Raw genomic sequence first — 23179 nt, 5'->3', positions numbered from 1 at the left:
CCAAGAACAACGCCATCAAAAAACTCAACAGCCTAGGCTTCAACGTCACCATCACCCCGGCCACCGCAGCCTGACGAACCTTACTTTCGTATTAGCCTTGTAGGCATGGGACACGACCACAACCACGCCCACAGCCTTACGGCCACGGGGAGGCATCGCAGCCGGCTGATGGCGGTCCTGGCCATCACCCTCTCCGTGATGGTGATACAGGTGGTCGGGTCCCTGTTGTCAGGTTCCCTCGCCCTGCTGGCCGACGCGGGCCACATGCTTTCTGACGCTGCCGGTGTCTTCATCGCCCTGATGGCCGCTTGGATCGCGGCGCTGCCGGCCAGCCATCTGCGGACCTACGGCTACCAGCGGGCGGAAGTGCTGGCCGCGCTTGCCAACGCCCTGATCCTGGTGGTCGTGTCGGCAGTCATCTTTACCGAGGCGATCCGGCGCATTGGCTCTGCACCCGAGGTGCACACCGACATCATGCTGTACGCCGCCGTCCTGGGCGCGGCCGCGAACCTCGTTTCCCTGCTGATCCTGCGCAAGGCCCAGCAGGAAAGCCTCAACGTCCGCGGCGCCTACCTGGAAGTGCTCGGCGACCTGCTCGGCTCGTTCGCCGTGATTGCCGCTGCCCTTGTAATCAAGTTCACCGGCTATCTGGCAGCGGACACCATCGCGTCCGTGATCATTGCCGCGATGATCCTGCCCCGGGCCTGGCATCTGCTCCGCGAGGTGGTCGATGTCCTGCTGGAGGCCACCCCGAAGGGCGTGGAAGTCAGCATGATCCGCGAACACATCCTTTCGGTGGCTGGCGTGGTGGCCGTCCACGACATCCACATCTGGACCATCACGTCAGGCGTGCCGGTGTTTTCCGCCCATGTGGTGGTGGAGGACGAGATGCTGAACGCCAAGGGCACGGACCAGGTCCTGGACAAGCTCACCAGCTGCCTGGGCTCGCATTTCGACACCGAACACTGCACGTTCCAACTGGAACCGGCCAGCCACTCAGAGCACGAAGCGCGCCAGCACGCCTGACGTTTCGCTGGCGGTTTGCGCTTCCGCGGTATTGCAACACGCCCAAGCGCCTCCCGGCGAATGACACTGCTGTTGTTTATGTTATTGATGTGACCAGTGTTGCCAAAGTGGCAATAGGGCACCTAACCTCAGAGGGCTGGGCATCTCCTGCGGCGCATTTCCGTGCTGCCTCCCGTTCCGTTCGCCCCGCCCTGACTTGCGAGGTTACGAATGGGTTTGACCGGCTCTGGCCGTACGACGGCGGTCCTGTGCACCGCCGTCGTCCTCTTTGGAACCCTTGCGGCACCCGCACGCGCTGACCGGGCACTTGCAGTAACGCCCTCGTTGGTCCTTGCGGCAGCAGCCCTGACGGTTCCGGCAGCACCGGAGATCCCCTCCCCCGCGGACATCGCTGCCGCCAAGTCCAGTGAAAGTGCAACGGCGGCAAAGGTTTCCGACATTGAGGGCATCCTCGCAGACGCCGCGGCGGCGCAGGAGGTCACGTTCGCGCGTACCCTCGAAGCCAACAACGCCTACAGCAACGCCCTCGTAGAGCTGCAGACGAGGTCCGAGGCCGCCGCGGTGGCCACGGCAAGGGCCGCTGCCGCGGACAAGGAACAGTCCAGGAGCCGGAAGGCCGTGGGGCAGCTGGCCGGGGACCTGTACCGGAACGGCGGCCTCAATCCGGAGCTGGCGGACTGGTCACCGGAACGGGCGACGTGCTCGCCAAGGCTGCAACGCTGCAGGCCCTGACCGCCGGCCGAAGCAGGGCCTTCGCAGAAGCCGAAACCACCGCCGCCGCTGCAGAATCACTCACCGCCGCTGCCGCCGATGCGCAGCGCGTGGCAGACGACGCCGCAAAAAATGCCGAGACCCTCAAGGCCCAGGCGAACCAGGCCAATGCAGCCCAGGCGAAGGCGGTGGCGGATGCCAAGGCACAGCGGACTGTCCTCGTGGGGCAGCTCGCCACGCTGCGCAACACGACGGCGGCACTGGAGTCCGCCCGCGTGGACGGCCTGGAGCGCGAGCGCCAGCAGGCCCGCCTTGCCGCCGTGACTGCTGCCGCCGAACGTGCTGCCGCAGCCCAGGCCGTGGCAGACCAGGCAGCTGCAGGAAGCGCTGAGGCGTCCGGCGGCGGGACTGCGCCGTCGGTGGACCGGGCCGCTTCAGCGCCTGCAGCGACGCCGGCCCGGCGGGATCCTGCCCCTGCCGCTCCGGCCCCAGCCGATCCTGCCCCGGTGCGCCCGGCTCCCGCGCCTGCGGCTCCGGCCCCGGCTCCCGTACGGCCAGCCCCGGCTCCCGCGCCGGCACAGCCGGCACCTGCCCCGGCCCCTGTACCGGTTCAGCCGGCTCCTGCCCCGGTTCAGCCCGCCCCGTCTCCTAGCGGCTCCAACCAGGCAGCCATTTCCGTGGCCATGGCCAAGGTGGGCTCGCCGTACTTCTACCAGTACGGCGGCACCGGCGCCTACGGTTTCGACTGTTCGGGCCTGGTCCAGAACGCGTTCGCAGCCATCGGCAAGCAACTTCCGCGCACCGCTGCGGAGCAGTTCGCCCAGGCACCCGTCCACGTTCCCCTGTCCCAGGCCCAGCCCGGGGATCTCCTGGTCTGGGGATCCGCCCCCGGTTTCTACCATGTGGCGATTTACCTCGGCGGCGGCAAGGTGGTCCAGGCGCTGAACCCGTCCGCGGGCATCACCGTTACGGACCTGAGCATGATGGCCGGCATGCAGCTGCACCCGGTCGCGGCACGGTACTGATCCAGCCGGGCTGATCCCGGCCCGCTGATCCCAGCCGGGCTGATCCCGGCACAAAACGGAAAACCCTAAGACAGCACGTCCTTGCTCACGAACCTGCCGTACGCGAGTGCCCCGAAGGCCGCGATGTAGCCGGCCTGCAGGAGCGCGTTGTCACCAAACGAGTCCCAGCCGATGGGCTGGCGGAGCAGGTCTGCGAAGCCAAACCAGTAGTGCGTGAACAGCCATGGGTGCAGCCACTCCAGCTGCGGCAGCTGGTCGAGCACCTGGGAAACAACAGAGAGAACGATGGTCGCGGCCATGGCGCCCACGGGCACGTCGGTCAGTGTGGACAGGAACAGCCCGATGGCCGACAGCCCCAGCAGGGACACGGCCTGGTAGGCGGCGATCAGCAGCATCCTGACCAGCGCCTCCTCCGGTTCCACGAGGTCGCCCGAGAGCAGCGCCACCGGCCCCACTGGGAAGAGCGCCCAGCCGATACCCGCGCCGGCGAGCGCCACGGCCAGCGGGGCGGAAAGGCAAAACACCGCCGTCCCGGCATATTTGACCAGCAGCAGCCGCACCCTTCCGGCCGGAGCCACCAGCAGGTACCGCAGCGTGCCCAGTCCTGCTTCCCCCGCAATGGTGTCGCCCGCGACCACGCCGATGGTCAGGGGCAGGAACAGCGGAACAGATACCAGCATCGCGGTGACGGCCACGAACAGCCCGTTTTGGCTGATCCGGTCCAGGAAGGCCGGCCCCCTCCCCGGGGGAACAGCTGAAGAAACACGGACGACGACGGCAATCACCACCGGGATTGCAGCCAGTGCCAGGAGCATCGCCTGCGTCCTGCGGCGGCGGAACAGCTGCTTCAGCTCCGAGGCGAGCAGCGAGCCGCTGGATGCCCGGCGCCGGGTCCCCGGCGCCGGCACGTTCCGTACCGGCAGTTGCTCGACTGCCGGTTCCTGCTCCGCCGGACGGTCACTGTGCGACATCGAAGCCCTCCCCCGTCAAAGCCACGAAGCGGTCCTCCAGGCTGCCGCGCTCCACCATGAACCCGCGGACACGCACGCCGTCCGCCACAAGGGCAGCGACGATGGCTTCCGGTGCCACGCCTCCATTTGCGGGTGGTTCGCCGGCCGGCCCCGGGAATTCCCCGCCTACAGGCAAGCTGGAGGTGATGACGGCGTCCGCGCCGTCCGGATGCCCCACAATGGGGGACAAACCAAAGCGCGTCAGAACGCCCGAGGCTGTACCGGCGTCGGGCGTCACCAGGCGGAGCTGCGCGGTACCGGCCTGCCGCAGTTCGGGCAGTGGTCCCTGGGCCACCAGCCGGCCAGCGCTCATGATGGCCGCATGCGTGCAGATCTGCTCCACTTCGGCGAGCAGATGGCTGGACACGAACACGGTGGCGCCGTCAGCTGCGAGGGACCGCACCAGGTTCCGGACCTCCCGCGTGCCCTGCGGGTCCAGCCCGTTGGTGGGTTCGTCCAGGACCAGCAATTCGCGCCGTGCCAGCAGCGCGTTGGCGATTCCCAGCCGCTGCTTCATGCCGAGCGAGTAGGCCCGCACCTTCTTGCGGGCGGCGTGGGAAAGTCCGACGCGCTCCAGCGCTTCAGCCACCCGTGCCCGGCGCGTGGCCGGTGCCGCATGGCGGTCTGCTGCATCCAAACGGTGCAGATTTGCCGCACCCGACAGGAACGGATAGAAGGCCGGGCCCTCCACCAGAGCCCCGACCCTCGGCAGGACCTCATCCAGCTGACGGGGCATGTCCAAGCCGAGGACCTGGACTTCCCCGGCAGTCGGGGCGGCGAGGCCGAGCATCATGCGGATGGTGGTGGTTTTGCCGGAACCGTTGGGGCCCAGGAATCCGAACACGGAACCGCGGGGTACAGCGAGGTCGATGCTGTTCACCGCCAGTTGGTGGCCGAAGCGCTTGCTCAGCCCCCGCGTTTCTATGGCAGGCGTCTCTGCGGCTGGCCTGCCGGCCGTCCCGAAAACGGGCGCGCCGGTTTGCGGTTCAGCTGCAGCTGCGTCAGTTGCGGAACCCGGACCGCGACGAGCGGCTGTCACTTCGCGGCTGCGGCGGCCTGGAGCCGCTCCAGGGGTACGGAACCGACGAAGGTCCGGCCGTCGTCGGTCAGCAGGACGTTGACCAATGAGGTGGAGACCGCCCGGCCGCCCTCGACGGTAACGGTGGCCTGGCGCAGCAGCGGATCGTTGAGCAGCTTGTCCACTGACTGCCTGCCGGAGTCACGGGACGGGGAGGACACAGACGGGGCTGGAATTCCGACGATCCGTTCCCAGCCGGTGCCGGTGACGGTGGGGGTGTGCTCGCGCAGCTCCTTGTCAGCCGGGTCCTTGTGTCCCCGGTTCCTGTTGGCCGGATCCTTGTCAGCCGGATCCTTGTGGCCCATGTCCTTCTTGTGGGACGGCACTGCAAGTTCCTTCACCGAGGCACCCGGCGGAGGGGAGAAGTTGAAGAGGCCTGCGTCGGGAGCCCCAAGCGTCAGGCTGGAGAACGCGGTCCGGAAGGCAGGCTCCTGTTGCCCGCGCGCCCGCACCTCCACGCTCAGCGGCATGCCGTTCTCACCGTCCACGGCAAGGGCCACGGAGCCCACCAGGGTAACATCCGAGCGCGGCGTGAGGACCAGGTTGTATGCTGCCCGGCCTGCCACCTCGGTGTCCTCGGCCACCGCCACCTCAGTGCTGCTGTCCAGCTTTTCAAGCATTTTCGCGGCCAGTTCCTCCGGCGTTGCCACGCCCGCCGGCATGTCATGCTTGCGTGATTCCTTCGACGCCGCTGCCGGAAGCGTGACGTGCGTGGCCGTGTTGTCCTTGGAGTTGTACAGCCACAGCTCGGTGCCCTGGCGGACGGCGTCGCGCTCAGCCATCCGGTCCATCACCTGGATGCGCACCTTGGTTGGTCCATCGACGTAGACCCTGGCGCTGTGCGGCCCGGTCAGCAACTCAGCGAGGGAACCCGTGCGGGCGCCTGAAGTGGGTCCTACCTGCGGAACATCGGGCAAGCCGAGTTCGGAGGACTGCTCCAGCGTGCCGGAGAAGGACGTGGTCTTGTGTTGTTCGATCATCGCCAGGACCTGGGCCGGCGTCTTCTCCGGCAGCGGGTCGCGGGCACTCGCAGGCAAGGACCCCGCCAGGACTCCGGCAGCAATAACGGCAGGTACGGCCACGGCAGGCGCCCACCGCAGCCAGATGGCAGTCATGTCAACTCCGCTCCGACGTCGCAGCTCATACCCTCAGGTTACGCCTCGGCACCTCCTGTGGCAGCCCCGCGGCGGAGTGTCCGTTTCCCCCTGCAGCCGCCGGTGGGTCAGACTGGGTATGACGCCGTCTTCCAGCTTCCAGGAGCCCGTAGCCAATGCGCATTCCCGGTGCCACATCCAGTCCCGCCGATGAACTGACAGGCATCGTGGGCTTCGCCGCCCAGTCGATCGAATCGCTCGGGGAATGGGGCGTGGGCCTTTTTACGCTCCTCGAGACGGTGTTTCCGCCGATTCCCAGCGAAGTGATCCTTCCGCTGGCCGGGTTCCTGACCCGGCAGGGATCCCTGAACCTGGCCCTGGTCTTTGTGACCAGCACGCTGGGGGCTTATCTGGGCGCCCTGGCGCTGTACTTTCTTGGCGCGAAGGTGGGCCTGGAACGTTCGATCAGGTGGCTGTCCAAGCTGCCGCTGATGGACCGGGAGGACTTCGAACGCGCCGAGGACTGGTTCCGCCGCCACGGCAGGTCCGCAATTTTCTTCGGCCGGCTGCTGCCGGGGGTCCGCAGCCTCATTTCGCTGCCGGCCGGTGCCGAAAGGATGCACCTGGGCACCTTCAGCCTCTTCACCATCGCGGGCACCGCCATCTGGAACGGGGCGCTGATCGGCCTCGGCGTACTGCTGGGACGGCAGTACTCGATGGTTGAGCAGTACTCCCGCTACCTCAACTTCGCCGTCTACGCGGGGCTGGCCATTTTCGTGCTGTGGCTCGTGGTCCGGCACATCCGGCGCGGTAAACCGGCCAACGACCGCTCCTAAGCGCGCGGCACCACGGTGCCGGCGCCGCCGTCGACCGTCACTTCCTGGCCAGTGCTGAGCAGTGAGGTGGCGTCAGCGACGCCCACTACAGCCGGAATGCCATACTCCCGCGCCACCACGGCACCATGGGAATTGGGGCCGCCCATCTCCATCACCAGGCCGCCCGCCGTCAGGAACAGCGGGGTCCAGCCCGGATCGGTGGACGGCGCCACGAGGATCTCCCCGGGTTCCAGGTGGGCGCCCACGGGGTCCAGGATGACGCGGGCCGGCGCTGTCACTGTTCCTGCCGACGCCGGGCTGCCGGACAGTGCCCCGGCGGCGGTTCCGCCGTCGGTAAGCAGCGTTTCGGGTTCCGTTCCATCGGAGAGCAGCATGCGCGGGATGTGGCGCCGCTCCAGTTCCAGATAGTAGGCGCCCTGCCGCTGCGCCACGAGATCCTGCATGTCGGCCCCGTCCAGCGCCTGCTGGGCTTCGGCAAAGTCCAGGAAGAAGATGTCGTCCGCCCGGGCGAGCCGCTTCTGCTCCGCCAGGACCGCGCCCACTTCGGCCAGCTGTTTCCGGACTTCGGCCAGGGCCAGGACGATCTGGAACTTGGGAAGTTCGCGCAGCCCGGCGAAAAGCCGCGCGCGGCGCAGCGCTGCCCTGACGGCCACGGCGCGGAGGCGTCCCCTGGAACGGGCCTCGGCCACCAGCCGCTCGATTTGCGCCTCCGCTTCGGCTGCCGCCTTGCTGAACTGGCGGTCGGGGGCACGCTCGGGATCCTCCAGCCGGAGGTAGTTGGCCAGGACACCCAGGATATGCGCGGGGTCGTCCCGCCAGCGGGGCATGCCGACGTCGATCTCGGCCACCGCCCGGTGCCCGTACAGGGCCAGGAACCCGGCCAGTCCGGTTTGGGCCGCGGCGGGCAACTCGCCCGCGGCGAAGCGGTGGGCGAGCACGGCAGGGGCATGTCCGGTGAGCACGGCCACCGAGTCCGGGTCGGCCTTGATGCTGGTCGCGACGCGCCACAGCTCGAGGTCCATCTCGGTTGTCACGTTGTTGGGCAGTCCGCGGAGCACGGGCTGGAGGTCAGTGTTGCTGTTTGACCCGGCACCATCTTTGCCCGCACCAAAGAGTTTGCCCGCTCCCAGAAGCTTCCCGGCCAGGCCCAGCATAGCGAAGCCGAGGCCTGCCAGCGGGAGCACGGCCGGAAGGTTGGGGAACAGCCGCGAGAGTATGTCCTCGGCGTGGGCCAGCCGTTGGCGCGGGGAAGCGCCGCCGGGCAGTTCCAGCGTGGCGTTGAACTCGGTGGTGAAGCGGTTCAGCCGTTTGAGCGCCGCCTCCGGACGGACCAGCGCCCGCAGCGCTGCCTCCGGTATGCGGAACCGGACAGCGACAGGGACCACATGCTTGAGCAGGCCCCAGGGCGTGCGGCGGGTGATAGAGAGGCGAGGATCGTCGAACACGCTGCGGAGGACTTTGGCGGAGCGTGCTTCCATGATGTCAAAGACGCTGGGGATGATCCGGCGGCCGACGGTGCTCCGCGCGGCGGCCGTCAGGTCGACAAAGATGCGCTGGCCGGCTTCGACGTAGGGCGGCGGCCCGCCGCGGCGGTCCGGGACGTCAAAGCCTGCGGCGGCAGTAACCGAAGAGCCGATTTGCCGCAGGGCGGCAAGTCCCATCGGGGTCAGCGGCCGGGTGAGGCCCTGGGCGAGGCTGAAGCACAGGTAGACGCGCAACTCATCCCCCGGGCCGCGCCGGGCCGGGGCCTTCGACGGCACGGGGTAAAGCGTGGTGATCGGCCTGGACTGGGTCAGCCAGAGTCTTCCGCCGCCGTCGAGCGCCCATTCCGTGTCCTGCGGGGCGCCGTAGTGCACCTCGGCCTTGCTCCCCAGCGCAGCCAGCTCCCGGATCTGCGCGTCGGTCAGGCACGGTGTGTCCGCCCGGGCCTGGTCGGCCCCCGCCCCCTGGTCAACGTGCTCGGTGCCTCCCCCGGGCAGCGGCCGGACAGCCGTCCGTTTATCACCCAGCCGGCGCTGCAGGATGGCTCCGGAGGCGGTGTCCACCACGAAATGGTCCGGGTTGACGGCGCCCGACACCACGGCCTCGCCGAGCCCGGGGCTGGCGTCGATCACGGCCTCCCGGCGCCTGCCGGTTACCGGGTTGGCAGTGAACATCACGCCCGCCGCCTCCGCGTCCACCATGCGCTGGACGACGACGGCGAGGGCTACCGTTGCGGGGTCGATGTTTCGGCTGGCGCGGTACGCCACCGCCCGGTCAGTCCACAGCGACGCCCAGCACTTCCGGACAGCGTCCAGCAGGGCAACTGCATCGATGACGTTCAGGTACGTGTCCTGCTGGCCGGCAAAACTGGCGAAGGGAAGGTCCTCGGCCGTGGCCGAGGACCTTACTGCGACAGGAACGCCGTCCAGCGCCCGGTAAGCCGCCAGCACTTCCCCGGCGACCGCCGTCGGCAATTCCGCCGACGTGATCAGGCTGCGGGCCCTGGCGGCCAGGCCGGCGAGGGCGTCCAGGTCGTCGGCCGGCGTGTCCCGCAGGGCTTCATGCACCTCGGCGAGCCCGAGCGGCCCGACTGCCTGGACGTAGGCCTCGGTTGTCAGGCAGAACCCCTCAGGCACGGGGAGGCCGGCCGCGAGCAGCTCGCCGAGGTTGGCAGCCTTGCCGCCAACCTGCGGCAGCATGGAGGCGCTGAGGTCCCCCAGGCCGAGCACCAGCCCGCTCATGCGTTACGAAGCGCCGAGCATTGGTCCGAAGCTGGCACGGTCGGCGAGCCGGGGATCTTCCCGGTCCGGAACCACCATCACCGGGCTCTTGGCATGGTGCAGGACGCCGTCCGACGTCGAACCCAGGAGCATGCCGGTGAAGCCGCCCCGGCCACGGGTTCCCACCACTATCAGCTCAACGTGCCGGCTGGCCTCTACCAGGACATCCACAGGCGAACCGTCCAGCAGCCGGGTCTCAATGGTCAAGCGCGGGAAGTGGCTCTGCAGCCAGGCCACCCCGGCCTTCAGCTGGACCTGGATATCGGCGAACAGCGCTTCCCGGTCCAGCGGGGCCGGAACCCACGCAAGCGATCCGCTGTATTGCGGTACAGCGCAGATCACCCGCAGCGGCGCTCCCAGGCGTTCGGCCTGCTCGGCGGCTTCCAAGACGGCGACGCGAGCCTGCTCGGACCCGTCCACGCCCACCACTACTGTCTTTTCCACAACGCCGTGGCCGGCCTTGGCCTGTTCCGCCCGGATGTGTTTGTCCTGGGTCGTCTCGCCCAGCCGGTCGGAGCAGATCAGCGGAACCGTCACCGTGGGGCACTTGGCGTGGGCGGGTAGCGCGCTGCTCACGGAGCCGAGGAGCCGCCCCACGAATCCTCCCCGCCCCCGCGTCCCGAAGACCAGTAGCTCGGCGGTTTCGGAGAAGTCGAGCAGCACGCCTGAGGCGTCCCCGTTCTCGACCGAGGCGCTGACGTCGATGTTGTAGCCGGAGACCTTGTCCACGGCATGCTGCAGGATGGCCTCGGCCCCCTCGCGGATCACGGAGTCGTCCACGGTGGCATAACCGCCGTCGAGGCCGGATGCGGCGAAGATGGGCACTGAATAGGCGGTGACTATGTGGAGGGGGCGACGGCGGCGTTCGGCTTCCCGGGCAGCCCATACGAGTGCGCACTGGCCGTGATCCGAACCATCGACGCCGACGACGATTCCTTCGGGTCTCGCGTGCCGGGCACCGCCGTCCCGTGCCGGGTCGGGATGCAATTCGTGTGCGTCCATTCGGTCCGCCTCCTCGCGATACTGCCTGGTGATGCGGCTAGTCTGCCAGAAGCGGCATCACTAACCGTAACCGGCAGGCCGTCCGGTTCCCGGTTTCGTACCGCCTGCCTTAATGCCAATAATTCTCGGTTAGCGACCGCTTAGCAAGCGGACCCGGCAGGGCTCGGCAGGGCCTCCAAGAGGCTTTTCCCGGCGGGTTCCGCGTGCCTGTTCCGTGGGACTTTGGGCGGGCGGATGACGCCATTCGAAGCCTTGCAAACCAAAGTTTCCGGAGGGGTATTCAGCGACCAAAAAATTCTGTAGTGTCGAGGCACCATCGATCCGGATTGTCCCCCAGGGGCCGTCCGGGGATGTCGTGTGTCTGCTTGCTGGGGCAGTGGACGGTGCACGGGCAATGATGCCCTGCGCTTCGAAATTCTCGAGGAGGAAGTTGTAGTGTCAAGCATGCCTGGTCTCAGCGGCGCAGAACGGACCACCACTGTGGTCATCGGTACCGGACTTCCCGGTTTGGCCATTGCCACCGAACTCCGGCGACGGGGTGTTGATTCAATCATCGTCGACCGGCTTGAATCGCCCGGAATCGGCCAATCGTTCCAGAAACCAGCGCCGCAGCGGCGTGACGACACCGAGGCAGCGTCGATCCAGGAGCGGAACGAAATCCTCCGGCACCTTCGCAACTACGCGTCGAGCCACCACCTGGACATCCGCAGCGACACCTCTGCCGTGATGCTGGACAAGATGGGGCCAGATGCGGAGGCCTCACTCCACCGCTGGGCCGTGCATACCCCGGACGGCGTGCTGCTGGCCGACCACATTGTGCTTACCCGCTGTGCCCACAGCCAGCTGCGTCGCATGCTGACGGACCTCGGCATCTCCATCGGCACCAACCTGGTCGCCACCATGCGCGCCATCGGCATCTACCTGGTCGGCGTGGGTGAGCTCATCACGCCCACGCCGAAGGAAGTGCTGCGGCAGGCCAAGGTGGTGGGCCGCGCCATCTCGGCGAAGGTCTACCCGGACAGCGTGCCGTCCGTGCTGACCGGAAGCTTCCCGGCGCTGCCCGCCGCGGCCATCTGAGGCATTGAAAGCCCGACGGCGGCCGGGTCCGGGTGCGGCGGGGCCTACGCCCCGTGCCCTCCCGGGCCGTGGGCGCCGTCGTTGTCGCCGGCGCTGAGCTTCCGGCGGGCCAGGATGCCCAGGATGACGAGCAGGCCGAGGGCCACGGCGGCGAATATGACGATGCTCCAGGGGAAAGGCTCCGCGGAATCCGGGGCTGTCTCGGTGGCCTGGGTCTGCCCCGGCTGGGGTGTGCCGGCGGTCGCGACAGGCGCCGTTGTCGCGGCTGGCGCCGTCGTCGCGCCTGCCGCAGCGGCCGTGGCGGTGAAGGCAAACGTGCCCTCGATCGGATGGGAGTCCGAGCTGACCACACGCCACACCACCGTGTATTTCCCGGCAGGTGCACCCTCCCGCAACTTCTGCGAAGCGACGTTGTCCACGATCTCCACCTTGCCGTCGGCCCAGTCGGTTCCGGCGGCATCCGTCACCTTGACCTGGGAGCCGAGCCCCAGCGGGATGTTGTTGAACGTGATCGAGACCTTCTCGGGAGCCGTTGCCACGGTGGCGCCGTCAGCCGGGCTGCTGGATTCGGCGGCATCGTGCGCCGAAGCGGGCACCGCCGTCAGGAGCCCCGCCGTCAGGAGCAGGGAAACGGACGCGAGCGCGCCAAGGAGGGCGGACAGCAGCTGGCGGGTGAAACGCATGGGCAGACTTCTCCTAGTGTTGACTTCCTTACAGACTAGGCGAATTTGCTGGGTCGGCACCTGGCAACCTACTAGGATTCAACTAACCCCCACACTCTCACCGGAGGACTAATGCTTAAGCAGGGCTCTGCACTGGACCGGTATTTCAAGATCACAGAAAGGGGTTCCAACCTCTCCCGCGAGATCCGCGGAGGTTTTGCCACCTTCTTCGCCATGAGCTACATCGTGGTGCTGAACCCCCTCATCCTGTCCGTCGCGGACTCCTCCGGCACCACACTCGGTTTCCAGGCGGTGGCTGCCGTCACCGCCTTTGCCGCCGGCATCCTGACCATCCTCATGGGCGCCTGGGCCAAGCACCCGTTCGCCATGGCCACGGGCCTCGGCGTCAACGCCTTCGTGGCCGTGACGGTGGCCACCAACCCCGGCCTGACCTGGCCGGACATGATGGGACTCGTGGTCATCTCCGGCATCACCATGATGATCCTGGTCCTGACCGGTTTCCGGACCGCCGTGTTCCGGGCCGTTCCGGACGGGCTTAAGACCGCGATCGTGGTGGGCATCGGGCTGTTCATCGCCCTCATCGGCCTGGTCAACGCCGGTTTCGTCCGGCGCGTTCCGGACGCGGCCGGCACCACCGTTCCGGTGGGGCTCGGCTTTGACGGCAAGCTCCTGGGATGGCCGACGCTGGTGTTCGTATTCGGCCTGATCCTGACCATCGCCCTGCTGGTGCGCAACGTCAAGGGCGCCATCCTGATCGGTATCGTCGCCTCCACCATCCTGGCGGTCATCCTCGAGTTCACGCTGCACATCGGCCCCAGCTTCGACGGCAAGAACTTCAACCCGCAGGGCTGGTCCCTGGTGGCCCCCCAGTTCACCGAATGGGCGGCCCCCGACCTGTCCCTGATCGGGAAGGCCAACCCGATTGGCGCCTTCGACAACCTCGGCGTGGTGGCCGCCGCCCTGCTCGCCTTCGTGATCCTGCTCAGCATCTTCTTCGACGCAATGGGCACCATGGTGGGCCTGGCCAACGAGGCCGGAACCGTGGACAAGGACGGCAACATCCCCAACGTTGACCGCGTGCTGCAGGTGGACGCCCTGGGCGCCATCGTCGGCGGCGGCGCCTCAGTCTCCTCCAACCAGATCTACGTCGAATCCGGCGCAGGCATCGGCGAGGGCGCGCGGACCGGCCTGGCCTCGATCGTCACCGGCCTGCTGTTCCTCGTGGCCATGTTCTTCACCCCGCTGATCAACCTCGTGCCGTTCGAGGCCGTGGCCCCCGCCCTGGTGGTGGTCGGCTTCATGATGGTGGCCCAGGTCGGCAAGATCCATTGGCAGGACTGGGGCATCGCGCTGCCCGCCTTCCTCACCTTCACGTTGATGCCCTTCACCTACTCAATCGCCAACGGCCTGGGCGCCGGCTTCATCTCCTACGTCCTCATCCGCACCTTCCAGGGCCGGGCCCGCGAAGTGCACCCGCTGATGTGGGCCGTCGCGGCGGCGTTCGTCCTGTTCTTCGGCATCGGACCGATCGAGCAGGCACTCGGCATGGAATAGTTCCTCCCCTTTCGCCCAGATGGCACCTGGCGGCGGTGTTTAATCCAGACACTGCCGGCAGGTGCCATCTCGCGTTATGGGGGCGTTTCCGGTATTCCAGACATCACGACGGCGGCGCTGCTGGCTTTCGCTGTGTCCGTGCGGTGAGCTTGAAGCATGGACTTTCCCACGCTCTCAGTTGACGTTCAACCCCGCCCCTGGACGGGCCGCTACGACGGCGACGGCGAAGCCCACGTCCGGTGGTGGCAGGCCGTCACCGCTCATTCACAGACCCGGCAGGACGGCAGCCCCTTGCGCGCGGATCCGCCCGTCAGGGTGACGCCGTCGGCTGACGCTAACGCTGGCACTGGCACTGGCGCTACTGCCCGCCCCGCCGCGATCCTCGGCTTCTGCAGCGACGAGGGCGTGCGCCGGAACAAGGGCAGGACCGGGGCCGCGGCCGCCCCGGCGGCCATCCGCAGTGCGCTCGGTCCCCTCGCCTACCACTCCGGGCGCCCGGTCGCTGATGCGGGCGACGTGGTGGTCCGCGACGGCGAACTGGAGGCCGGCCAGGCCCGTGCGGGCCTCGCCGTTGCGGCGCTGCTCGACGGCGGCCGCCTCACCATGGTGCTCGGCGGCGGCCACGAAACCGCGTACGCAAGCTACCTTGGCGTGGCAGGGTCCCGGGCGGTCCGTGACGGCCAGAGGCTGGGCGTGCTCAACCTTGATGCCCACTTCGACCTCCGGGATGAGGCGGCCCCGAGTTCGGGCACGCCGTTCCTCCAGATGGCCCGCGCGGAAGCGGCCGCAGGGCGCGAACTGAACTACGCCGTCGTCGGCATTTCCGAACCCAACAACACCCGTGCGCTGTTCAGCACCGCCGACAAGCTGGGAGTGAAGTACCTGCTGGACGAGGAGTGCACCGCCGGCGCGGCCGAGGCGTTTGTGGCGGATTTCCTCAGCGGAATCGACGTCCTCTACCTGACCATCGACCTGGATGTGCTTCCGGCTGCGGTGGCGCCGGGGGTCAGCGCCCCGGCCGCGTACGGCGTTCCGCTCCCGGTGATCAGCGCCGTGTGCCGCCAGGTGGTGGCCAGCGGCAAGCTGCTGCACGCCGACGTGGCAGAGCTGAACCCGGCCTTCGACATCGACAACCGGACCGCCCGGGTGGCCGCGCGGCTGGTCAGCATCCTGCTTGGCTAGGGGGCACCCGCCAACGCCTAATCCCTGGGTTTGGGCTTAGGTGTTGGCTTGGCGGGCGCCTTGGGCTTCGCCGCGGGCTTGCTGACGATCGACGCCGGCGGCTTCGGGAAGGCCTCAGCGGGGTACAGCCGTGCCACCTGGAGCATGTAGTTCGCCCACTGCGGCCCCGCGATCATGTAACCGTCCACGCGGTCGTAGCGCTTGCCGTTGATGGTGATGTTCCGGCCCGGCCGCTGCTGGCCCTCGAGGGCGTCCCCGAAGAACGAGGCCGTGGCCAGGCCTGTGGTGTAGCCCAGCACCCAGGTGGCACCGTTGCTGTTGTTGGTGCCCGTCTTGGCTGCCGCCGGCACGGTTCTCTGCACCTTGGGGTTGATGTAGATGCCGGAGCCCTTGGTGAGCATGTCCTGAAGGGCCTTGTTCACGCCGCGTACCACGTTCTTGTTCACGGTATTGCTGCACTGCTGGGCTTCGGCAGGAAGCTTCTTGCCGGCCATGTCCGTCACCGCGGCGAGCACCATCGGCGCACAGTACCGGCCGTCGGCGGCGAAGGTGGCGAAGGCGTTGGCCATCGTCAGGGGGGCCACTCCGGTGCCGCCGAGGAGGTTGCCCAGCTGGTGCATGTTGACGGGCGTTCCGTCCAGCCCGCTGCGGAGTCCGACGGCGTTGACCATGTTCTGGATTCCGCAGAAGTCCAGCTGGGCGGCTTCGGCGAAGGTGGCTGTGTTGATGGAGTTGTAGAGCCCGTAGTCGGCCGGCATTTTGCGGTAGTAACCCGCCGAGGCGTTTTGGAGGTCGTCGGCCGTTTCAAGCCCTGCCCGGCGCTGCTTGGTACTGTAGCCGCCGGCCACCTTCCCGCACGAGGACCGCCAGCGGAAACCCAGCGGGTACTCGCGCTTCGAGGCGTCCACCACCGTGGTCATGGTCTTGCCCTGGTGCAGCCACTCGGCGAAGGTGAAGGGCTTCATGGTGGATCCCGGCTGGAAGCCGCCGGCACCATTGAGGTCGTTTCCGTTCGCGTCCTTGGCATCCACGTTGAAGTTCAGCTGGGTGTCGAACTTCCCCGGCTGTGGCAGGTACACGGTGTTCTGCGCCATCGCCAGGACCTTGCCTGTGCCCGGCTGAACCGTGACCAGCGAAGCACCCCACTTGTCCGGGTTGGCGCCGGCGGTGGCGTTCACCTGCGCCTGTGCCTTGGCCTGCAGCCGGCTGTCCAGCGTGGTGGTGATGGTCAGTCCGCCGCGGAAAAGCCGCTGTTCGCGCGCCTCGGTGTCCGCGCCGTAGGCCGGGTTGTTCAGGAAGAGCCGGGTTACGTAGTCGCAGAAGTACGGGGCCATGGTGGCCGCGGCGCATCCCTGCCGTGAGGGCTTGACCTTCACCCCGACGCCGGAGGCCACGGCGGCCGCATGCTGCTTCTTGGTGATCATCTTCTGCTTGAGCATTTCACCCAGGACCTGGTTGCGGCGCACAAGGGAGTTCTTGGGATTGGCCACGGGATCATAGAAGCTGGGGCTGTTCACCAGTCCCGCGAGCAGTGCCGACTGAGGCAGGTTCAGCTTGCTGGCCGGGACGCTGAAGAAGTACTGGGCCGCTGCCTCGATGCCGTAGGCGCTGCGGTTGAAGAAGACGATGTTCAGGTAGCCCTCGAGGATCTGGTCCTTGGTGAACTTATTCTCCAGGGCCATCGCAAGCCGCATCTCGCGCAGCTTGTCCCCCATGGTCTTCTGCCCGCTGAGCACCACCTGGTCCTCGCGGCCCTCGGAGATCAGGGACTCGTTCACAATGTTGGTGACGTACTGCTGGGTCAGCGTGGAGGCGCCCTGCCGCTCGCCGCGGGTCAGGTTGCTGGTGAGAGCGCGCAGCACGCCCTGCGTGTCCACTCCGCTGTGCTCATAGAAACGGCTGTCCTCGATGGCGACGACGGCCTTCCGGACGAACGGGGACATCTGCTTCAGGGGCACGCGGACCCGGTTCTCGGCGTAGAACGTGGCGAGGAGCTTGCCGTCGGCCGTCAGCATGCGGGTGGTCTGCGACGGGGCAGGCACCGCGAGCTCGGTGGGCAGGCTGTTGAAGTAGGATATCGACCTGCTGACCGAGGTGCCGGCCAGGGCAGCTCCGGGCACCAGGAAGCCGGCCACAAGGACCCCGCACAGGCAGCTGACAATCACGAACCCCAGCAGCTTCGCCAGGGCAAGGGCCGTACGGGATATCAGTCTTCTGCCTGCCATGATCCAAGCTCACCACACGACGGGACGGAAAGCAGAATATTTGCAGGCTCCGGCTGCGGTCCGCAGGTAGTCCATCAGACAGGGGTGTGCGGGGCTTTTCCCTCGTCGCCGAATTTCTCGGCCGCCTTGCGCTCCCGGAGCCGGTCCAGGCGGTTCATAACGGGCGCAGTGGTGGCCCCGTGCAGCACCACGGACATAGCCACAACCAGCCCGATGATGCCCCACAGGTACTCCGCCTGGTCGCCGAAGCCGCCATGGGCGAGCGCGTAGGCAAGGTAGTACAGCGACCCGATGCCCCGGATGCCAAAGAAGGAAATGGCGATCCGTTCCCGGGGACCGGTCTTGCCGCGGGCCAGCGCCAGCCAGCCGGACAGCGGACGGACCAGGACCAGGAAAACCAGCGCCACGCCCACCTCGGCCCAGCCGACCTCGGCCAGCAGGCCACGCACTATCGCTCCGCCCAGGAGGACCAGGATGACCACCGTCAGGAGCCGTTCGAGCTGTTCCACGTAGGAGTGCAGGATGCGGTGATAGCCGTGGGTCCGTTCTGCTGCCCTGATGGTGACCGCGCAGACGAACACAGCGATGAAGCCGTAGCCCTCGAGCATTTCCGTGACGCCGTAGGCCAGGAAAGTGGCGGCCAGCGCAACGAAGCCTTCGGAGTGGTTGGACAGCCTGATGCTGTCGTGCCGGGCGGAGAAGAAAAGCCGGGCCAGCGCCTTGCCCGTGCCGTAGCCCAGGAGTACGCCCATTCCGATGCGCCACAGGACGTCCACACCGAACCACTCCGGAAACCAGGCTGACGGCGCCGTCCCCATCAGGCTCATGGCTATGGCCAGGTACACAAAAGGAAAGGCGAGGCCGTCATTCAGTCCCGCCTCCGAGGTCAGGGCAAACCTGACCTCGTCCTCCTTGTCGGTGTCCTCCTCCTCGTCGGCCGGCTCACCGACCTGAACCTCGGAGGCGAGGACCGGATCGGTGGGGGCCAGGGCGGCGGCCACGAGGAGCGCGGCGGCGAGTCCGAGTCCCAGCAGCCAGAGCCCCAAAAGCGTCAGGCCGAGGATGCACAGGGGCATGGCGATGCCGAGCATCCGCCACGTGGTGGCCCAGTTCCGCCGGCCGACCGCGCGGTCCAGCGCCAGCCCGGCACCCATCAGGGAGACGATCACGCAGATTTCAGTGAGATGCAGCGTCAGGTCCGGGTGGGAAAGGGGGCTGGGGTTGGGAAGATCCCTGAGCAGGCCGAAAGCGGCGGCCCCGGCACCGAGGAAGACCATCGGCATCGAAACGGGGAGGTTCCGCAGCGCCTTGGGCAGGATGGCGGCGACGAAAACGGCCACGCCCGCCGCGGCGAACATGATGCTGGCAGCTTCGAACACGGTCACCTCCTGCGCCGTCGGTCTCACAGACTTGACCCACATTAGCGCGCGGAGCAGGAAAGAGGGCGCCCTTTGTGCTGTCCGCAGGGCCAGGGGCGGTGAACCTCGGGAAGCAGAATGGTTGATAAGACAACTATCGTCAAATATGCCTGTCAAACGACAGTCATCTGACCTTTCCGGGCGTCGACGGTAGAATGGGTCACTGCCCCCCGGCAAGAATCAAAGAAAGTCAGTACATGAGCACAGCAACCATGGAGCGCCCAACCGCTCCGGCGAACGTGATTCGCTCCGCGGATGTCCGGTCCATCGACCTGGCCTTTACCAGTGCCGACCAGGTCCACGATGGCTTGGAAAGCGCGGTGGAGACGCTGATCGCCACGGCCGCCCAGGAAGGCACCTGTGGCATTAAGGTCACGCGCCTTGAGCCAGGCCGCTACACGGTGGCCCTCGACGAGTCTGTTCCCTTCGGTGAAACACACGAGGACATCGCGGCCTAACACGCGAAAAAGCCCCCGATCCTGGAATCAGCCGGCCGTAAGGCCGAATGATCCAAGGTCGGGGGCTTTTTATGTTCGCGTACTACCGCGCGGCTTAGCCGGCGGATTACATCCGGCGCACCTGCACGCCGTCGGACTTCATGAAGAGCTGCGACTCATGTGCCCCGGCGGAGACGAGCCACAACACGTTTCCGCTCCGCGAGACCTCCTCCACCTCGCCTGCAGCAATAACGTGCGCATGCTTGATGATCTCGACCCGCTCGCCCACCTGCAGCGCTCCCCAGTCGGAAACCGTTGCTGCGTGTGCGATACGTTTGGACAGGACTGCCCCGCGTGCTTTCATTTGAACTTCTACCCCTTTGTGGATGTTCTTTTACGCCACAGCATCTTTGATGTGACTTTCACTACACCATTAGTTCTACTACACTCGCAGATTCTCTGCCCGGCGCATTGCGCAGTATTTCGGCACCGCCGGCAAATGTTTGCCGGCGGTGCACATTGTTCACCGTCAGGCGAGATTTCCGACGGCGGATTCGGCTGCCGTCCGCACGGCACCGGAAGCAACCAGCAGGTCGGCCGCCTCCAGCTCGGGTGAAAGGAACCTGTCCGTGCCGGGACCGCCGACGACGGACCGCAGCGCTTCGAGGACCGCAGCCCCTGCGGGCCCGGGCGTCAGCTCTCCCCCGGACAGCTGGGTGCGCAGGTCGATCGCCCGTGCCGAGGTCACCAGCTCGATGGCGAGCACGCGGCGCAGGTTCTCCACGGCCTTCCGGAGCTTGCGGGCCGCGTGCCAACCCATGGACACGTGGTCCTCCTGCATGGCAGAGCTTGGGATGGAGTCGACCGATGCGGGGACAGCCAGCCTCTTGTTGTCCGAGACCAGCCCGGCCTGCGTGTACTGGGCGATCATGAGGCCCGAGTCGACGCCCGGATCGGCGGCCAGAAACGCCGGCAGGCCGTGGGAGCGTGCCGGATCCAGCATGCGGTCCGTCCGCCGTTCGGCGATGGAGCTGAGGTCGGCGACGGCGATGGCCAGGTAGTCGAGGACATAGGCCACCGGGGCACCGTGGAAATTGCCGTTGGAGCTGACCCGGCCGTCCGGCAGGACCACCGGGTTGTCGATGGCGGCCGCAAGTTCACGGGATGCTACGAGTTCGGCGTGGTCGACGGTGTCCCGGACGGCGCCTGCAACCTGGGGGGCGCAACGCAGCGAGTATGCGTCCTGGACCCGGGAGTCGCCCACGCGGTGTGAGGCGACGATGGCCGAGTCGGACAGCACGCGGAGCATGTTGTCGGCACTGGCCGCCTGGCCCGGGTGCGGCCGCAGGGCGGCGTGCAGTTCGGGCAGGAACACCTGGTCCGTGCCGAGCAGCGCCTCGACGCTGAGCGCAGCGGTGATGTCCGCCGTCGTCAGCAGCTGCCGCAGGTCGGCGATGGCCATGAGGAGCATGCCCAGCATGCCCTCGGTGCCGTTGACCAGTGCCAGGCCTTCCTTTTCTGCCAGGGTCACCGGCTCGATGCCGTGCGCGGCAAGCAGTTCGGCAACTGTCCTCTGGCCGGCGCCGCCGTAGAGTTCGCCGTCGGGGCCGGTTGCTTCACCCTCGCCCATGAGGACCAGGGCACAGTGCGACAGCGGTGCGAGGTCGCCGGAGCAGCCCAGCGAGCCGAATTCCCGGACCACCGGGGTGATGCCGGCGTTGAGCACGTCCACCATGGTCTGCAGCACCACGGGCCGGACGCCGGTGCGGCCGGATGCCAGCGTCTTGGCGCGGAGGAACATGATGCCGCGGACAACTTCGCGTTCCACCGCGGGGCCCATGCCGGCGGCGTGGCTGCGGATCAGCGACTTCTGCAGCTGGGTGCGCAGCTCGCCGGGAATGTGGCGGTTGGCCAGTGCACCGAAGCCCGTGGAGATGCCGTATGCCGGCACGTCGCTGTGGGCCAGTTCGTCGATGTGCGCGCGGACTTTGGCAACGGTGCCCAGGGCTTCCTGGGAGATGGTCACCTTGGCGTCATGGCGTGCGACGGCGACGACGTCCTCGGCCGTGACACCGCTGGCCCCGAGGGTGACGGTGAGCGGTTCATGGGTGGTGATGGTCATTGTGATCTTCCTAAATCTGAGGGTTGGAGCCGGGTCCCCTCATCCATTGCTCCGTTATGGCCCTTTTCCGGGCTCAAAACGGCGGTTACGGAGCAATCGATGGGGGTGGGCTTGTTCAGCGCGACTCGGACATGGGGATGCGGACGCCGCGTTCCTTCGCGACCTCGACGGCGCGGTCGTAGCCGGCGTCGACGTGGCGGATGACGCCCATGCCGGGGTCGTTGGTGAGGAGCCGCTCGAGCTTCTCGGCGGCGAGATCGGTGCCGTCGGCGACGGAGACCTGTCCGGCGTGGATCGAGCGGCCGATGCCCACTCCCCCGCCGTGGTGGATCGAGACCCAGGTGGCGCCGGAGGAGGTGTTGATCAGGGCGTTGAGCAGCGGCCAGTCGGCGATCGCGTCCGAGCCGTCGGCCATGGCCTCGGTCTCGCGGTACGGCGAGGCGACGGAGCCGGAGTCCAGGTGGTCGCGGCCGATCACGATGGGGGCCTTGACCTTGCCTTCCTTCACGAGCTGGTTGAAGAGCAGGCCGGCCTTCGCGCGTTCGCCGTAGCCCAGCCAGCAGATGCGGGCCGGCAGGCCTTCGTATTCCACGCGCTCCTGGGCGGCATCGATCCACTTGTGCAGGTGCTTGTTCTCCGGGAACAGCTCCTTGATGGCTTCGTCGGTGACGCGGATGTCCTCGGGGTCGCCTGACAGTGCGACCCAGCGGAACGGGCCGAGTCCCTCGCAGAAGAGGGGGCGGATGTAGGCCGGGACGAAGCCGGGGAACTCGAATGCACGGCTGTAGCCGCCCTTGCGTGCTTCGTCGCGGATGGAGTTTCCGTAGTCGAAGACTTCGGCGCCGGCGTCCTGGAACTCGACCATGGCCTGGACGTGCTTGGCCATGGAGGCCTGGGCCTTCTTGGTGAAGCCTTCGGGGTCGGCCTCTGCCTCGCGGTGCCATTCGTCCACCGAGATGCCCTCGGGCAGGTAGGACAGGGGGTCGTGGGCGGAGGTCTGGTCGGTGACGACGTCGATGGTCAGCTCGCCGGCCTTGTGGCGGCGGAGCAGCTCGGGGAAGACCTCGGCTGCGTTGCCTACGTAGCCCACGGACCAGCCGCGGCGCTCTTCCTTGGCCTTCAGGACCTTGGCGATGGCGGCGTCCAGGTCGGTCTCGACCTCGTCGAGGTAGCGCTTGCCGGCGCGGCGGCGCAGGCGGGTCTCGTCGACGTCGACGATCAGGCAAGCGCCGTCGTTCAGGGTAACGGCGAGCGGCTGGGCGCCGCCCATGCCGCCGCAGCCGCCGGTCAGCGTCAGGGTGCCAGCCAGCGGGCCCTCGGTGGAGCCTTCAACGGCAGGAGCCGGGTGGCGTCCGTCTTCGGTGAGTTTGCGTCCGACGGCGGCGAAGGTCTCGTACGTGCCCTGCAGAATGCCCTGGGTACCGATGTAGATCCATGAACCGGCCGTCATCTGGCCGTACATCATCAGGCCCTCGGCCTCGAGCCGGCGGAACTCGGGCCAGTTGGCCCAGTCCCCGACGAGGTTGGAGTTGGCCAGCAGCACACGCGGGGCCCATTCGTTGGTGCGGAAGACACCCACCGGCTTGCCGGACTGGACCAGCAGGGTCTCGTCCTTCTCCATGGTTTCCAGGGTGCGGGTGATTGCGTCGAACGCTGCCCAGGAGCGCACGGCCCGGCCGGTTCCGCCGTAGACCACCAGGTCATCGGGGCGTTCGGCGACCTCGGGGTCGAGGTTGTTCATGAGCATGCGCAGGGGCGCCTCGGTCTGCCAGGACTTGGCGGTGAGCTCGGTGCCGCGGGCTGCTTTGACCGGGCGGGCACCGGTGGTGAAATCGGCGGGTGCCATGGTGGCTCCTTCGTGTTGCGGGAATCTGGTGGTTCGCTGTGGTGTGTTGCGGATTCTTCGTTGAGCGGGAAGTGCTTCTGTATCAACTAAA

The 23179-nt window shown here is 67.5% G+C and carries 19 protein-coding genes; 8 read left to right on the top strand and 11 right to left on the bottom strand.

Going from position 1 to position 23179, the window contains the following annotated elements:
• Positions 1–105 precede the first annotated feature (105 nt).
• The 3 genes from ACFTR6_RS10125 to ACFTR6_RS10115 all read left to right on the top strand — a co-directional run bounded on the left by ACFTR6_RS10125 (position 106) and on the right by ACFTR6_RS10115 (position 2762).
• Positions 106–1026, top strand: coding sequence for a cation diffusion facilitator family transporter (locus tag ACFTR6_RS10125; protein ID WP_377957812.1), 921 nt, complete (start codon positions 106–108; stop codon positions 1024–1026).
• 210 nt (positions 1027–1236) lie between these two features.
• Complete coding sequence (locus tag ACFTR6_RS10120; protein WP_377957810.1) at positions 1237–1758, top strand: hypothetical protein; 522 nt, start codon at positions 1237–1239, stop codon at positions 1756–1758.
• Complete coding sequence (locus ACFTR6_RS10115; protein WP_377957809.1) at positions 1725–2762, top strand: C40 family peptidase; 1038 nt, start codon at positions 1725–1727, stop codon at positions 2760–2762. Before ACFTR6_RS10120 ends, ACFTR6_RS10115 begins: the two co-directional genes overlap by 34 nt.
• 65 nt (positions 2763–2827) lie before the next feature.
• On the opposite strand, the gene ACFTR6_RS10110 is transcribed toward ACFTR6_RS10115, so the two are convergent.
• The 3 genes from ACFTR6_RS10110 to ACFTR6_RS10100 all read right to left on the bottom strand — a co-directional run bounded on the left by ACFTR6_RS10110 (position 2828) and on the right by ACFTR6_RS10100 (position 5965).
• Positions 2828–3733, bottom strand: a complete 906-nt coding sequence (locus tag ACFTR6_RS10110; RefSeq protein ID WP_377957807.1) for an ABC transporter permease — start codon at positions 3731–3733, stop codon at positions 2828–2830.
• Positions 3720–4658: an ABC transporter ATP-binding protein gene (locus tag ACFTR6_RS10105; protein WP_377957830.1), complete on the bottom strand. Its 939-nt coding sequence runs from the start codon at positions 4656–4658 to the stop codon at positions 3720–3722. Before ACFTR6_RS10105 ends, ACFTR6_RS10110 begins: the two co-directional genes overlap by 14 nt.
• 149 nt (positions 4659–4807) lie before the next feature.
• Positions 4808–5965 carry an outer membrane lipoprotein carrier protein LolA gene (locus ACFTR6_RS10100; protein WP_377957806.1) on the bottom strand — a complete coding sequence of 386 codons (1158 nt, stop codon included), beginning with the start codon at positions 5963–5965 and terminating at the stop codon, positions 4808–4810.
• A 155-nt stretch (positions 5966–6120) separates the two neighbouring features.
• Between ACFTR6_RS10100 and ACFTR6_RS10095 the strand changes: the two genes are divergently transcribed.
• Positions 6121–6780, top strand: a complete 660-nt coding sequence (locus ACFTR6_RS10095; RefSeq protein WP_377957804.1) for a DedA family protein — start codon at positions 6121–6123, stop codon at positions 6778–6780.
• On the opposite strand, the gene ACFTR6_RS10090 is transcribed toward ACFTR6_RS10095, so the two are convergent.
• A complete protein-coding gene (locus ACFTR6_RS10090) occupies positions 6777–9503 on the bottom strand; it encodes a PEP/pyruvate-binding domain-containing protein (RefSeq protein ID WP_377957802.1) in 2727 nt (908 codons plus the stop codon). The two genes, ACFTR6_RS10095 and ACFTR6_RS10090, sit on opposite strands and share 4 nt — an antisense overlap.
• Before the next feature lie 3 nt (positions 9504–9506).
• On the bottom strand, positions 9507–10544 hold the full coding sequence (locus tag ACFTR6_RS10085; protein WP_377957800.1) for a universal stress protein: 1038 nt from the start codon (positions 10542–10544) through the stop codon (positions 9507–9509).
• 444 nt (positions 10545–10988) lie between these two features.
• Here ACFTR6_RS10085 and ACFTR6_RS10080 point away from each other — a divergent pair, with 444 nt between their 5' ends.
• Positions 10989–11621 (top strand): FAD-dependent monooxygenase, encoded by a 633-nt coding sequence (locus tag ACFTR6_RS10080; RefSeq protein WP_076803588.1) that lies wholly within the window; start codon positions 10989–10991, stop codon positions 11619–11621.
• Between the two features lie 44 nt (positions 11622–11665).
• On the opposite strand, the gene ACFTR6_RS10075 is transcribed toward ACFTR6_RS10080, so the two are convergent.
• On the bottom strand, positions 11666–12304 hold the full coding sequence (locus tag ACFTR6_RS10075; RefSeq protein WP_377957798.1) for a copper resistance protein CopC: 639 nt from the start codon (positions 12302–12304) through the stop codon (positions 11666–11668).
• 111 nt (positions 12305–12415) lie between these two features.
• Here ACFTR6_RS10075 and ACFTR6_RS10070 point away from each other — a divergent pair, with 111 nt between their 5' ends.
• Complete coding sequence (locus tag ACFTR6_RS10070; RefSeq protein ID WP_076799036.1) at positions 12416–13858, top strand: NCS2 family permease; 1443 nt, start codon at positions 12416–12418, stop codon at positions 13856–13858.
• 156 nt (positions 13859–14014) lie between these two features.
• The gene (gene hutG / locus ACFTR6_RS10065) at positions 14015–15040 is read left to right on the top strand and encodes a formimidoylglutamase (RefSeq protein WP_377957797.1); all 1026 of its coding nucleotides are present in this window, start codon (positions 14015–14017) and stop codon (positions 15038–15040) included.
• Between the two features lie 17 nt (positions 15041–15057).
• Here the strand turns inward: hutG and ACFTR6_RS10060 are convergent, their stop codons facing one another.
• Together ACFTR6_RS10060 and ACFTR6_RS10055 are read right to left on the bottom strand one after the other, a co-directional pair.
• Entirely contained in the window at positions 15058–17265 is a 2208-nt protein-coding gene (locus ACFTR6_RS10060; RefSeq protein WP_377957795.1) for a transglycosylase domain-containing protein, read from the bottom strand.
• Between the two features lie 74 nt (positions 17266–17339).
• A complete protein-coding gene (locus ACFTR6_RS10055; RefSeq protein WP_377957794.1) occupies positions 17340–18644 on the bottom strand; it encodes a cation:proton antiporter in 1305 nt (434 codons plus the stop codon).
• A 236-nt stretch (positions 18645–18880) separates the two neighbouring features.
• On the opposite strand from ACFTR6_RS10055, the gene ACFTR6_RS10050 reads away from it, so the two are divergent.
• On the top strand, positions 18881–19141 hold the full coding sequence (locus tag ACFTR6_RS10050; RefSeq protein WP_172411585.1) for a hypothetical protein: 261 nt from the start codon (positions 18881–18883) through the stop codon (positions 19139–19141).
• A 106-nt stretch (positions 19142–19247) separates the two neighbouring features.
• On the opposite strand, the gene ACFTR6_RS10045 is transcribed toward ACFTR6_RS10050, so the two are convergent.
• From ACFTR6_RS10045 to ACFTR6_RS10035, 3 genes are all read right to left on the bottom strand, one after another.
• Positions 19248–19484, bottom strand: a complete 237-nt coding sequence (locus tag ACFTR6_RS10045) for a hypothetical protein (RefSeq protein ID WP_076799040.1) — start codon at positions 19482–19484, stop codon at positions 19248–19250.
• Between the two features lie 165 nt (positions 19485–19649).
• Positions 19650–21242 (bottom strand): histidine ammonia-lyase, encoded by a 1593-nt coding sequence (hutH, locus tag ACFTR6_RS10040; RefSeq protein WP_377957791.1) that lies wholly within the window; start codon positions 21240–21242, stop codon positions 19650–19652.
• Between the two features lie 115 nt (positions 21243–21357).
• Positions 21358–23088 (bottom strand): urocanate hydratase, encoded by a 1731-nt coding sequence (locus ACFTR6_RS10035; RefSeq protein WP_377957790.1) that lies wholly within the window; start codon positions 23086–23088, stop codon positions 21358–21360.
• Positions 23089–23179 lie beyond the last annotated feature (91 nt).

The organism is Arthrobacter sp. NPDC057009 (genome assembly GCF_042673905.1).
Classification (GTDB): domain Bacteria; phylum Actinomycetota; class Actinomycetes; order Actinomycetales; family Micrococcaceae; genus Arthrobacter.
This window is presented reverse-complemented; position numbering and strand designations above follow the sequence as displayed.

What these genes read in the sequence shown, in the direction of transcription:
- ACFTR6_RS10125 (WP_377957812.1), top strand. Translation starts at nt 106, where the DNA reads ATGGGACACGACCACAACCACGCCCACAGCCTTACGGCCACGGGGAGG.
- ACFTR6_RS10120 (WP_377957810.1), top strand. Translation starts at nt 1,237, where the DNA reads ATGGGTTTGACCGGCTCTGGCCGTACGACGGCGGTCCTGTGCACCGCC.
- ACFTR6_RS10110 (WP_377957807.1), bottom strand. Translation starts at nt 3,733, where the DNA reads ATGTCGCACAGTGACCGTCCGGCGGAGCAGGAACCGGCAGTCGAGCAA.
- ACFTR6_RS10100 (WP_377957806.1), bottom strand. Translation starts at nt 5,965, where the DNA reads ATGACTGCCATCTGGCTGCGGTGGGCGCCTGCCGTGGCCGTACCTGCC.
- ACFTR6_RS10095 (WP_377957804.1), top strand. Translation starts at nt 6,121, where the DNA reads ATGCGCATTCCCGGTGCCACATCCAGTCCCGCCGATGAACTGACAGGC.
- ACFTR6_RS10090 (WP_377957802.1), bottom strand. Translation starts at nt 9,503, where the DNA reads ATGAGCGGGCTGGTGCTCGGCCTGGGGGACCTCAGCGCCTCCATGCTG.
- ACFTR6_RS10085 (WP_377957800.1), bottom strand. Translation starts at nt 10,544, where the DNA reads ATGGACGCACACGAATTGCATCCCGACCCGGCACGGGACGGCGGTGCC.
- ACFTR6_RS10080 (WP_076803588.1), top strand. Translation starts at nt 10,989, where the DNA reads ATGCCTGGTCTCAGCGGCGCAGAACGGACCACCACTGTGGTCATCGGT.
- ACFTR6_RS10075 (WP_377957798.1), bottom strand. Translation starts at nt 12,304, where the DNA reads ATGCGTTTCACCCGCCAGCTGCTGTCCGCCCTCCTTGGCGCGCTCGCG.
- ACFTR6_RS10070 (WP_076799036.1), top strand. Translation starts at nt 12,416, where the DNA reads ATGCTTAAGCAGGGCTCTGCACTGGACCGGTATTTCAAGATCACAGAA.
- hutG (WP_377957797.1), top strand. Translation starts at nt 14,015, where the DNA reads ATGGACTTTCCCACGCTCTCAGTTGACGTTCAACCCCGCCCCTGGACG.
- ACFTR6_RS10060 (WP_377957795.1), bottom strand. Translation starts at nt 17,265, where the DNA reads ATGGCAGGCAGAAGACTGATATCCCGTACGGCCCTTGCCCTGGCGAAG.
- ACFTR6_RS10050 (WP_172411585.1), top strand. Translation starts at nt 18,881, where the DNA reads ATGAGCACAGCAACCATGGAGCGCCCAACCGCTCCGGCGAACGTGATT.
- ACFTR6_RS10045 (WP_076799040.1), bottom strand. Translation starts at nt 19,484, where the DNA reads ATGAAAGCACGCGGGGCAGTCCTGTCCAAACGTATCGCACACGCAGCA.
- hutH (WP_377957791.1), bottom strand. Translation starts at nt 21,242, where the DNA reads ATGACCATCACCACCCATGAACCGCTCACCGTCACCCTCGGGGCCAGC.
- ACFTR6_RS10035 (WP_377957790.1), bottom strand. Translation starts at nt 23,088, where the DNA reads ATGGCACCCGCCGATTTCACCACCGGTGCCCGCCCGGTCAAAGCAGCC.